The sequence below is a fragment of the Pseudomonas sp. c313 genome, from assembly GCF_055407145.1.
The window spans coordinates 37,773-47,972 of sequence record NZ_JBUZRD010000019.1; the positions used below are offsets into that span (position 1 = coordinate 37,773).

The window sequence follows — 10,200 nt, forward strand, 5'->3', positions numbered from 1 at the left end:
TCTTAGTTCCTTACCGGGACTACGTTCAGGTCCAGGGCAATGATCGCCTTCTTGACCTCCACCAGGACTTCCGAAAATTGCTTGCTGAGTTCGGTAGTCATGTTGTCCTGCATCTGGTTGAACAAGTGCTTTTGCAAGCCTCCGAGGCGTAGCAGTTCATTCATCAAGCGTTGATCCGTGCGCGTCACGATCTTGCGGTTTAGAGCTGATCGGCGCAGCAGATCCGAGACGCCTATGCCTGCCGCCTCTGCCTTTCTTCGAATCAACTCAGCCTCCTCGTCATTGCATCGGGCTTTCAACCACTTGTTCCTCTGACGCGATTCGCTCTTTGACATAACGGCACCTGTGACGCACAACGGGGTATCGGGCCGCAGCCCTGATCAGGGTTTTTGGGACATCGACCGCGTGCGGGCGGTGGCCACAAAACATTTCCTGTCCGGTAGTTTACTCGGATTACCTCATTTTGTCATCGCGTTGACTGGACGTGTATTAGAGGCATGCGTCGGATGGTGCGGGTCTGGGCATCGCGTCTGGTCTGGGGTAGAGTCGGGGCTTCACGGTTTTCAATGATCAGAGGGTTACCCAGTATGGCCAGAACTACTACCTTCACCCAAGCCAAGCTTGAGGAGACAAAAAAGGCTCTCGATCAGCTTCCTGATCTGAGCCGCGATAAGATCGGAAAGACTGAGTTTCTAGAATCTCTGAAAGATCAGATTGTCACGTTAACAAATGCCAAGGGCTACACCACTGCTGAGATAAAATCAGCACTGGGATCTGTCGGAGTTGAGGTTTCTATTAAGGCAATATCGGAGCTTTTGAGTACACCACCAAAGCGACGTACCCCAAAACCTAAGACGACCAACATTGGGTAATCTGCTGAAAAATAAAAGCCCCGCATTGGCGGGGCTTGTGCAACACACGTTATTGTTATTCCGTATCGTCGCCGTCTAGGTCAGAAAGACTACTAGTAAGGTCAACAGTGGCCGGTACTTGATCAGGACCTGTTACGGTAAATACGCAAGCGCTGTCAAAATTTCCGGCGGCAATCTCTGCTTGAAAACATTGATTTGCGGCGATCTGTGCCGCTGCCAAATGATCACCATCGGTTTCTATATCGATGCTCCAAGAAACGCTGTATGTCTTCATATCTTATTGCCCCGTGCATTGAGTTCAACAAGTGTTGAAGCCGGGTGCATTGCGCACCCGGCCTGCTTGTTACGCCGTGGTCAAATGGCCGCGCATCTCTTGCGCCAGTACCCACAAGGCGCGATTCAGTTTCACATCCTGATCAATGCCACCGACTGCACGGGTTGTCGCTCGACGGCCTACCTTGTTGCGACCACGTAAGCCACCTTTAAGCGAGTTTTCTTGAATACGATTGAAGGTAGTCCACAGATCATTATCGAAGTCTTCGACACGACGTGCACTGAGCAACTGGCGAGCTGTTACCGGCGCAGGGCCATCTTTCGGTTCGTAGCGATATGACAATGCAGCTGTCGCGAAAGCCTCTTGTTGCTCCGGGCGTAACTTGATTTGCTTCATGCTCTCGCGGTGATCGTTAACAGAGTCAAACTGATTGAGTACTTCATAGGCACCTTCGATCACGTCGCTGATGACATCACCTTTTCCGCTGTGCCGTACTTTCTGATCAATTGAACAATCACCAATGACCAAACCATTGGCACAGACAAACCGAAACATCCCCGCCATCATCTGATAACTGCTGGTTCCATCATGGCTGTTCAACAGGATGATTTCATTCGCTTCCTTGTCCATGATGGTGTTGGCATGGCGAAGGCGTAGCATGTGCTTGGTGTGTTCGCGTTTTTCTTCGTTCCGCACGCGAGTCTGGCACGCCATGAACGGCTCAAAGCCTTCGGCACGCAACGCATCCAGTACGTCGATAGTTGGGATATACAGGTAACGTTCTGACCGGCTGTCATGCGCTTCTTCTGCGAAGATCGAGGGCGCCACGCGGGCAATATCGTCGTTCGACAGCGGACGGTCTGAACGCAGCATGGTTGGATTACGGAAACTGCTGGAAAGGTGCATATCATTTCCCCTACAAGGTTTACCTGGAGCGGTAGCCGCCGCTCGTTTCAGGTATCAGCGCCGGAGTGACGCTGATGTGTTTATTGTATCAAACACACACCATAGTGTCACCACTTGTCATGACAATAAACGCACATTTTTCGACTTTTTTTCAAGCCGCCTCGCGTGAATCCTACTCAAGAACAACCCGTTTTCCTGTCGAAACACTCTCGATATGTCCACCACTCCCGACGCCAGATTTTTAAAATGGTGCCTTCACCAGGTGCGCCGTGATGAGTGATTTTGGCTCTCCATTTTAGGATAGGGATCAGTTCCATCTGACCCCTGCCCTGTCTAGTTATGGCTTACTGGTGGCTGCCTTAGAATTGCTCTTTGGCTTGGTTGTTTTTTTCTTCTTCACCGGTATCGCCTCTTGTGTGCGAATCAGCGAAGGCACCCAACCTGTCCCACTAAGACGGGTTTCAGCTTCTGTAGCAAGTGCGCCTTTCTTCATATCCAGCAAAGCAATCCGATCAGCATCACCCTTTATTTTTCCTGCCTCGGTCAACGCCTCTATGATCAATTCTTTGGATACCCTGCCCAAGTAGTTACCAACGGTAGGAATAAAATGATCTTCCATTTTCAAATTGAGCGCTTGAGCATACTTCTCTGTAAGTTCTTTTGGCTCAATAGACAGACTTACAGACCGAGCGACTGCAAATGCCAACAGGGTATCTAGCTCCGCATCACTTAATGCTGTAAGAGCATCCCACAAGTCCCCATCAGCCGTTGGCAACGCCTCGACCAATTGATCACCGAGTGCAACAAACTCATCTTGTTTAACTTGCCCTGCTTCATCAGTAATCGGGCAACCTGTGCGGGCACCGTAACCGCTACTGATACCCATGTCCGTTGGTGAACCACTCCAATCACTGCGCGTGTCAGTAACGAACTTGCAGACAATTAGAATTTTTGCGGCCTTGGGATTAGTTGCCGTTACAAACTGTGCGGCTAAATTACGGTGCCCAAGTAAAGAGCGACGCAGTGCGTCACTGATTGTGTTGCCCTTACGCCCTGCGGGTTCAGTTTCCCGGCCACCTGAAAGGCGCTCCCCTTCTCCCAGGGCGGAAGTGACATTGGCACGATCTGCGGTACGGACCAGCCCCCGGTCAATGCGCAGCGAACCATAGTGCATGCTGATGATCGCGCCGGCATGCTCCATGACTTCCGGGGCAAATCCTTCTCTGGATGCCTGAATTTTCAGTATTTCAGCCTCCAGCGCGTCAACGCGCTCATCCAGTGCCTCGGCCTGCTCGTCGTCCCCAGCCTCCACGTGGCCTTCGATGGCGGTCTGTGTGTCTTCCAGTTCCTTTTCCAGCGCTTCAAGCTGGGCGGCTGACTCTGCTGACAAATCGGCCAGTTTCTTTGGTGCCCGCCCTAGGCGGTCAAACTGGGTGTAATCAAATTTCGGCCAGACCTCGATCCAACCCCAACCTTCTGCACGCACTTGCTCCCCCAGATCCTGTAGCTTCGCCTCGACCAGTACATCGAGTAGGGCGCCGTCAGATAGCAAGGTGCCCTGCCCGTCTTCTGCAAACAGGTCACGGCGCACACCACCACCGGCCTGCTCGTAGACCTCCACACCGCCTATGAACGCAACACGGGTGTCTTTGCTGGCATCTACCTCCGTTTCGATAACGGCGCGTCGTAGCGCGGCCGGGTCGTTGTTCCAGTGCTGGTCACGAACACGGTTCCACACCATTGTTTGGCGGTCATGATCATCCGTTGCGCACAGGGAAATCAGCTGTTCGGTTGTCAGCTCACCAACGCGGTATTCCTCGATCAATGCCGGAGCTGCTGCGCGTAGCTTGAGGCGGCGCTCAACAACCAGCGTCGTGACTCCGAAGCTGTCCGCGATGCGGTCGATGGTCCAGCCCTGCTCGGTCAATTCTTTGAACGCGTCGAACTCATCGGCCGGGTGCATGGCTTCACGGCTGAAGTTTTCAGTCAGACTGGCGGCCGTGACTGCATCCGCGCCGATAACCAAGCTGGCCGTGGGGTAGTCGTCTGGAAACTTGCCTTGTTCGACCAGTAGAGTGATCGCGTCAAACCGGCGACCGCCTGCCGCTACATCGAAGAATTCGCCGTTGACATGTACGACCAAGTTTTGCAAAAGCCCTTGGCCGGTCTGTTCGTGAGTGCTAAGGATGGAAGCTGCAAGGGACACAATTCCTGCTCGGTAACTGGCTGAATTGCGGCCAGTACGGCGGGCGTTTCTCTCGCTGCGGCGCAGACGGTTAAAGGGAATGACCGTGTTGTATGCGTTTGACATGAAATAACCCCTACAAGTGATGCCCGGAGCGGTAGCCGCCGCTCGTTTCGGGCTTCGGCGCCGGTGTGGCGCCGATGGGTTTATTATACATCCATCGCTATTTTATGTCACCACTTGTCACTACAATAAACATAAATAAATCAGCTTACCTCCCCCCACGCATTGAAGCGGTGCAAGCTACGCATTCACTAGTGCAGGACGGCACAAATCGCATTCCGACCACCTCCGACGCGCTTTCCTGCTTTGGGCTTTGCTGCTCCTTTCTGTGTGCCCGAGGTGGAGACATGGCTTCGCTGAGCCCTGTGCCGTGGCATTTAGGGCGACCTGGTGGGTAGGTGCAGGCAAGAGTGGGATGCATGGCCACAGTGAAGGGCGTGCAGTGCGGGCTATGCCCGCGCGTAGAGCGTTCCGGCCGGAGGCCGAAGCGTTATGTGATTGAAGCCCGAAGGGTCGAGACGGGCCGGCTTCATGGCCTGGCTCGATGCGCAGCACGAAAGCACGGCCCCAAGCGCAGCGCAGGGGAACGCCCGGTACCAGGATCTGCAGAACGCCGGCAGAGCTGGAAGCCTGGAATCAGGGCGTTAGCTAAGGCAGTGTAATGGTAAAAGTAAGTCCATCGAGCGGCTTACCTGCAGCATGAAGTTCTTTAAGCGACTCCGAGATTTCTCCTAGCTGTGTAGCCACCTCGCCAGGGAACCACTCACCGACCTTTACCCAACCTTTAGGTAAAGACTCCATGTGGCCACGTATGCGCTTCATCAGCACACTAACATTCTGTCGATTCAACCCAACCTCAGCTGCTGCCTCAGAAATTGTGGCCCCCATCACCAATACGAGCCGAGCGGCGGTAATCGATTTCGCGGAGTAAGGCCGTCGCTTATTGTGCGCAACCAGGACCTTCATCACGCGCTCAAACTCTTCAGCGCTCATTTCTCCAGTACTGGGCGTGGGACTGATCAAGCGCACCAGTTGGGCAATTTCACCTGGTGAATAGGCCACTTTGATTTGGGCGGCCATGATCTGCAGCTCTACTTCGTTGCGATTTGCAGGCATGGTGGTGTTTCCAGTTCATTGCCCAGGGAGAATCGACCCCATGGCGGGTGGTATGGTTGGTGTGTGATCCACGGCCGTACAGCCAAGAACAAGTTAACCTTACAACAAAATGTCACTACTTGTCACTACAAACAATTAAATTTAACCACACCTCAGAGTCCTGTGTATTATGACCAGGCGACTTTCGTTATCCCCTACAAGGGCGAAAGAAGCACCCAACCGAAGGCCTAGCCGGGCCTACGGTTGAATGAGAGGCCCCCTACTTCGCGTCGGGGGCTTTTTTTTGAGCAAAAAAAACCGCTCTGACCGAAGCCAGAGCGGCCCACCTCTCAGCCTTTACAGGCCATCAAAGTAGTCTCGCAGCAGTTCGTAAACGTGATGAACACGTACACATACCACCACGAAGTCCCACGCACGTCTTAACTTAGACATACCTGGCCCTCCCGTAGTTGGGCCATACCTCCAGTGTGCTTACCGGAACACGCACACCTTCAGAAACACGCTAATGCTCCCTGTGAGGCGGCTGGGCTGATGGTCCTTCTGCATGTATCCGGCACGGGTCTCTAATCCGTGGCAGTCGGTCCAAAATTCGCGCGCTGGCCCGGCCAACCTCAAAGGTGACGAACGCGGAACACTCGCATTCTATGGAAAAAATCGACTTTGTGTTGCGGCGGATGGACGGTATAGAGCGACAGTACGTGGTAAATTGCCTCAAAGCCTTACGGCATAAGCCCTTCACGGGGTGGGATTATTTTGACGAACAGCAGTTTTGCAACGCCCGTAGATCGTTATTTATGATTTTTCCTTGTAATTGCTTGTACCCGGGCGCTAGAATTCCTGCACACGCTAATGCTCCTTGTGAGAACGCAAGCCCGGCCTCTAACCGATCTTGCACGAAAAGACCGCCCTCTCTAAGGCGGTTTTTTTTCGTCTGCGTTTTGTCCGTTACACGGCCCCCGAGGATTCGCCATGTCGATCACCCTGGACCTATCCCCGCTTGAGCTCGATGCCCTGGCCGACTTCCGCCGCCTGTACGCCGAGTTTCAGCGCACCACCTCCAGCACACCCAGTCTGGAGCTGAACAAGCTGTACAGCGCTCTCAGTACCTCGGCGCAGCTCCTGGCCGAGGCCTTGGACAAAGCAGCTCGCGCCCAGGGCGTGTAGTCACAGCCAAAGCACGTCGGCAATCAATCAAAGCTCCAGCTCCAACTGGCGGGCCGTGGCCGCGTTGTCGACCGCCACATACAGCGCTTCGACAGTTGCCGGTGTCAGCGCCCGGGCTGACTCGACGCCTTCCACATAGCCTTCGGCGCGTTCGGTGGCCAGGCTCAGGGTCAATTGGTCTTTAGCTCGGGCCAGGCGCACCAGGTGATTTTCAATATGAGTGCGTATACCGGCCGGCAAGCTGGTTTCGGCCAGATAATCCAGGGCACTCAACGGCGCACCGCTGGCAGGTCACCCAGGATCGCCGCAAGGGTGGCCCAAGGGTCCAACTGTTCAGGATCTACCAAGGTGCAGCCCTCGATATGCTCAAAGGACTTGGCCACGCTATGCCGGCGGCCAATCTGGCAGCCCAGGCAATGCACATAGGCGCCACGCAGCGCCCAACGTTCCCCCCAGGCAGTCAGACGCTCAGTGACAGCATTCACCTCGCGGCTACGGGCCACGGTGCCCCGAAGGGTTCCCAGTGGGTTTGGATCGACGTGCCGGTAACGAGAGGTCATAGGCCGCTGTCCTTACGGGCGAAACGCTCCTGAGCCTCATCCTTGGCTTTAACACGGGCCTCATGCAGCGCCTCAAAGGTGGCTAGATCGATCACTTTGGCTTGCAGCAGCGCCCCGAGCCAGGCCAAGCCGTATTCGCTGGCCAACTCCAGGTCAGCTGCGTAAGTGGTGCGAATGCGATTCAAAATGTCGTTCCAGGCCTCCTGCAGGGAGCCTGTGGGCAGACCGGCACCCTGAACGGGTTCGTCATTGGTGATAGTGAAGTGTTGCGAGCTGGCCAGCCCGGGGGTGTCGTTCATGGGGCACGTCCTTTACGAGTGTGGAGTCAGTGTGCGTAAAACCACTTTATGGGGTGCTGGTAGGCCAGTCCATGGGGGACTGATAAACGATGGGGCTAAAAAGGCCTCAAGACCTACGGCAAACGTGGGGCCTTTTAAACATAAGCGGCGTTATTCGTAACGCAGCCGCCCTACCCTTCGGCGCCGGACTTGGCCAGCTCGTCCAGGCGGGCTTCGCGCAGGCGCTCAATTTCTTCTTTGTGGCGGCCATAAGTGCCAGCTTGAATACGCTTGAGGTCGTACAGCGCTTGCAGGTAGCCATGAGCCTGCCAGGAATTGAGCCGCACTGTCAGGTCATATTCAGCGTCATTGATCATGTCCATGTACATCGCCAAGTGGGCTGTGATCGGGTCAAAAACGTCAGTCGTACTCATAATGGCGGGGGTTCCTTTCTGTTCGTGAAAATCCCGGTACCGGGGGCTTACCCTTTGGCCTGGGCTGCCGCGATGAGGGCCAAATCCAGATCCGGTTGAGCGATGCGGCTGATCTCATCCGCCAGGCGTAGCGCTGCTGTCATGCGTTCTTCTCGCAGGCTGTCGGTGTTCTGTTCGGCGGGGGCATACAGCCAAGCCCGATAGGCTTCCAGGCTACGCATCAGCGCGGCCTGGGCCTTGGCATCCAAGGTAAGGGTCAACAACGGGGTTTCAGTCGTACTCATGTCGGGGGGCCTTCCAGTCTGTGTTGTGTTGTTGGTTTTTGGTCGCAGCTTCCAGGCTGCGACCTTGACCGGGAAAAACCACCGAGCCGCCATCCGAGGCGCCAGGACCGCATGCACCTTGGCGTCAGCCATAGTCCGGTCTGCTTCGGCGTTGAACTCCCGCCACGGGTCAGCAGGATCGCCCAGCACCAAGGGCGAACCATCCTCATGGAACACCCGGCCATAGCAGCCAGAACAATAACGGCCCAAGTCAGCCGGGGCAGCCATGCAAAAGAGGCAGGTAGCCATCTAGGTCCCTTTCTTTTTACCCTGAATTTATGTTTACGCAGAAAAACGACCCTCTATGGTCGCGCCAGAGACGTTTCCAGCGCAGAGGAATGCAAGGACCAGCCTAAAACACTTACAGCTCACCATAAGCCCCGTACGGGCTTATGTTGCTCGCATGTCTATCAACGCTTCAACTTTTAGTGCCGGAAGCCTTTTCAAAGGTTTCTGCAAGAATCGAAAACGCCTTGCGTGCCGCATTACGCACAGGGGTCGATGGACTATCCAGGCTTTGCCCTAAAAGCTCTAAAGCCGAATTCACGAAATAGTTAGGGCTCGTTATCACACGCCCTGGATATACCTGCTCCAAAGCGTCAATAAATTTCTGTGCTGCTTCCTGGGCGTGCTTGTTTGTTGGCCAAGCCGAAGGCAAAGCCACTGCATTCGGCATAGCAGCCAAATCGCGAGAGATGGTTTCGAGGTCTTCTTCTGATCCACGAAAAGGCAAAATTGTGAGCTGCGCTTGTGTAGAAATAGCTTTGTCTAGCTCAGGTCTGTTACCGCCACCATCGACAATCAGCCAACCATTTTTAGTATTGCTGCTTGCAGTAATAATTTTGGCCAGCTCATTACTGTCCCTGCCATCCATTACACCGTATGGACGGCCCTCTGTTTTGAGTGATCGAAGCGGGTCTGTCAGCACATAAGCGGCTGGCTGGCCTCTCAAAATCGCTCCCAGACACATCAAATGTGCGGTCGTTGTTTTAGTGGAACCACCCTTCTGCCCACCAATGAAAATTAGGTTGCTCATGCTTTAGCCCCCTGCTCCAACACCTCCAGCATGATCTCTTGAGCTGACACGGTGCGTCCCTCGGCCTTGCTCCGCTCTGCTGCTCTGTCTACGTACAACGCGTACAAGGTACGAGCTGGCCGTAACGTCATTTGCATGGTGCCGCCTTCCGCTACCGTTTTTTTTGCGGTTTTTGGAGCCGCGACGGCTACAGGAGGCACCAACGGCGCGGAGGCGGCGGCCGTCAGAGAGGCGGCCAAATCAGTTAAACCTTTTGCTGGCTTCATTTTTTAACCCCATAACGTTATGACGCTTTAGCTTTAAAACGTCACAGAACTATAACCCTACAAAGCAATAACTTCAAGACACTACAAAGCTATAACTTTATAAATTCACAAATCTAAAACCTCGTAAAGCTGTGAAGCTGTGAAGCTGTAGCTTTGTTGCGCTATGAATCTATAACTCTATAACTCTATAACTCTATAACCCTATGACCCTATAACACTACAAACCTGTAACCCTATAAAGCTATAGATCCACGTGGTTGTGAGGTTGTGAGGTTGTGAGGTTGTGAGGTTGTGAGGTTGTGAGGTTGTGAGGTTGTGAGGTTGTGAGGTTGTGAGGTTGTGAGGTTGTGAGGTTAGGGCATCACACTCGTTCTCTCACACCAATAGGCGTCGCTCCAGAAAACGGAAAATAAAGCACGTTAAGGGGATGGGGGAGCAATGGAACCTAATACCAACGTAAGCCAAGGACTCTACGAGAGGGGAGGGCGGTGATCATGATGGCCCACACCGGCGCCAAATTGATCACTGGTACAGATCAATACTCCGTGATCGCGTCGTGAACAAGCCCCTCAATTCCGGTCACTACACGACAAAACCCGCCGTATCGCTCGCAAGCCTGATAAGTGGTGATAAAATAGGTTATCACCACTTTTAGAGGCAGAAGGGCGCATGGCACTTTTTGACCCCATCCGCGACTATTTCCATAGACGCCAAGCCAAAATT

Annotated in this window: 15 protein-coding genes; 2 read left to right on the forward strand and 13 right to left on the reverse strand. The window is 54.0% G+C overall.

What is annotated here, in order from left to right; all coding sequences use genetic code 11:
* Positions 1–2 precede the first annotated feature (2 nt).
* Entirely contained in the window at positions 3–335 is a 333-nt protein-coding gene (mobA, locus tag ACZRKZ_RS26340; protein WP_048402822.1) for a plasmid mobilization protein MobA, read from the reverse strand.
* Between the two features lie 252 nt (positions 336–587).
* On the opposite strand from mobA, the gene ACZRKZ_RS26345 reads away from it, so the two are divergent.
* Entirely contained in the window at positions 588–872 is a 285-nt protein-coding gene (locus ACZRKZ_RS26345; protein ID WP_048402824.1) for a hypothetical protein, read from the forward strand.
* 55 nt (positions 873–927) lie between these two features.
* On the opposite strand, the gene ACZRKZ_RS26350 is transcribed toward ACZRKZ_RS26345, so the two are convergent.
* The 4 genes from ACZRKZ_RS26350 to ACZRKZ_RS26365 form a co-directional block, all read right to left on the reverse strand.
* A complete protein-coding gene (locus ACZRKZ_RS26350; RefSeq protein ID WP_082149455.1) occupies positions 928–1,146 on the reverse strand; it encodes a hypothetical protein in 219 nt (72 codons plus the stop codon).
* Positions 1,147–1,215: 69 nt separating this feature from the next.
* The gene (locus ACZRKZ_RS26355; protein WP_048402826.1) at positions 1,216–2,052 is read right to left on the reverse strand and encodes a DUF932 domain-containing protein; all 837 of its coding nucleotides are present in this window, start codon (positions 2,050–2,052) and stop codon (positions 1,216–1,218) included.
* Between the two features lie 337 nt (positions 2,053–2,389).
* Positions 2,390–4,363 (reverse strand): ParB/RepB/Spo0J family partition protein, encoded by a 1,974-nt coding sequence (locus ACZRKZ_RS26360; protein WP_153331799.1) that lies wholly within the window; start codon positions 4,361–4,363, stop codon positions 2,390–2,392.
* Between the two features lie 585 nt (positions 4,364–4,948).
* The gene (locus tag ACZRKZ_RS26365) at positions 4,949–5,416 is read right to left on the reverse strand and encodes a TrfB-related DNA-binding protein (protein ID WP_048402831.1); all 468 of its coding nucleotides are present in this window, start codon (positions 5,414–5,416) and stop codon (positions 4,949–4,951) included.
* Between the two features lie 969 nt (positions 5,417–6,385).
* Between ACZRKZ_RS26365 and ACZRKZ_RS26370 the strand changes: the two genes are divergently transcribed.
* The gene (locus ACZRKZ_RS26370) at positions 6,386–6,580 is read left to right on the forward strand and encodes a hypothetical protein (protein WP_198792734.1); all 195 of its coding nucleotides are present in this window, start codon (positions 6,386–6,388) and stop codon (positions 6,578–6,580) included.
* Positions 6,581–6,607: 27 nt separating this feature from the next.
* Here ACZRKZ_RS26370 and ACZRKZ_RS26375 read toward each other — a convergent pair whose 3' ends face one another.
* The 8 genes from ACZRKZ_RS26375 to ACZRKZ_RS26410 all read right to left on the reverse strand — a co-directional run.
* Positions 6,608–6,853 (reverse strand): hypothetical protein, encoded by a 246-nt coding sequence (locus ACZRKZ_RS26375; protein ID WP_198792732.1) that lies wholly within the window; start codon positions 6,851–6,853, stop codon positions 6,608–6,610.
* A complete protein-coding gene (locus ACZRKZ_RS26380) occupies positions 6,850–7,140 on the reverse strand; it encodes a hypothetical protein (protein ID WP_198792730.1) in 291 nt (96 codons plus the stop codon). Before ACZRKZ_RS26380 ends, ACZRKZ_RS26375 begins: the two co-directional genes overlap by 4 nt.
* Positions 7,137–7,439, reverse strand: a complete 303-nt coding sequence (locus ACZRKZ_RS26385) for a hypothetical protein (protein WP_198792728.1) — start codon at positions 7,437–7,439, stop codon at positions 7,137–7,139. Before ACZRKZ_RS26385 ends, ACZRKZ_RS26380 begins: the two co-directional genes overlap by 4 nt.
* Positions 7,440–7,609: 170 nt before the next feature.
* Positions 7,610–7,852, reverse strand: a complete 243-nt coding sequence (locus tag ACZRKZ_RS26390; RefSeq protein ID WP_198792726.1) for a hypothetical protein — start codon at positions 7,850–7,852, stop codon at positions 7,610–7,612.
* Positions 7,853–7,899: 47 nt separating this feature from the next.
* Entirely contained in the window at positions 7,900–8,424 is a 525-nt protein-coding gene (locus ACZRKZ_RS26395) for a hypothetical protein (protein ID WP_463983121.1), read from the reverse strand.
* A 169-nt stretch (positions 8,425–8,593) separates the two neighbouring features.
* Positions 8,594–9,211 (reverse strand): hypothetical protein, encoded by a 618-nt coding sequence (locus ACZRKZ_RS26400; RefSeq protein ID WP_198792722.1) that lies wholly within the window; start codon positions 9,209–9,211, stop codon positions 8,594–8,596.
* A complete protein-coding gene (locus ACZRKZ_RS26405) occupies positions 9,208–9,477 on the reverse strand; it encodes a hypothetical protein (RefSeq protein ID WP_463897850.1) in 270 nt (89 codons plus the stop codon). Before ACZRKZ_RS26405 ends, ACZRKZ_RS26400 begins: the two co-directional genes overlap by 4 nt.
* 535 nt (positions 9,478–10,012) lie before the next feature.
* On the reverse strand, positions 10,013–10,200 hold a 188-nt coding region (locus tag ACZRKZ_RS26410; RefSeq protein WP_463983122.1), incomplete at its 5' end, for a hypothetical protein.

Bases quoted from the DNA above. Each gene is read 5' to 3' on its own strand.
- mobA (WP_048402822.1), bottom strand. From the start codon at position 335: ATGTCAAAGAGCGAATCGCGTCAGAGGAACAAGTGGTTGAAAGCCCGA.
- ACZRKZ_RS26345 (WP_048402824.1), top strand. From the start codon at position 588: ATGGCCAGAACTACTACCTTCACCCAAGCCAAGCTTGAGGAGACAAAA.
- ACZRKZ_RS26350 (WP_082149455.1), bottom strand. From the start codon at position 1,146: ATGAAGACATACAGCGTTTCTTGGAGCATCGATATAGAAACCGATGGT.
- ACZRKZ_RS26355 (WP_048402826.1), bottom strand. From the start codon at position 2,052: ATGCACCTTTCCAGCAGTTTCCGTAATCCAACCATGCTGCGTTCAGAC.
- ACZRKZ_RS26360 (WP_153331799.1), bottom strand. From the start codon at position 4,363: ATGTCAAACGCATACAACACGGTCATTCCCTTTAACCGTCTGCGCCGC.
- ACZRKZ_RS26365 (WP_048402831.1), bottom strand. From the start codon at position 5,416: ATGCCTGCAAATCGCAACGAAGTAGAGCTGCAGATCATGGCCGCCCAA.
- ACZRKZ_RS26370 (WP_198792734.1), top strand. From the start codon at position 6,386: ATGTCGATCACCCTGGACCTATCCCCGCTTGAGCTCGATGCCCTGGCC.
- ACZRKZ_RS26380 (WP_198792730.1), bottom strand. From the start codon at position 7,140: ATGACCTCTCGTTACCGGCACGTCGATCCAAACCCACTGGGAACCCTT.
- ACZRKZ_RS26385 (WP_198792728.1), bottom strand. From the start codon at position 7,439: ATGAACGACACCCCCGGGCTGGCCAGCTCGCAACACTTCACTATCACC.
- ACZRKZ_RS26390 (WP_198792726.1), bottom strand. From the start codon at position 7,852: ATGAGTACGACTGACGTTTTTGACCCGATCACAGCCCACTTGGCGATG.
- ACZRKZ_RS26395 (WP_463983121.1), bottom strand. From the start codon at position 8,424: ATGGCTACCTGCCTCTTTTGCATGGCTGCCCCGGCTGACTTGGGCCGT.
- ACZRKZ_RS26400 (WP_198792722.1), bottom strand. From the start codon at position 9,211: ATGAGCAACCTAATTTTCATTGGTGGGCAGAAGGGTGGTTCCACTAAA.
- ACZRKZ_RS26405 (WP_463897850.1), bottom strand. From the start codon at position 9,477: ATGAAGCCAGCAAAAGGTTTAACTGATTTGGCCGCCTCTCTGACGGCC.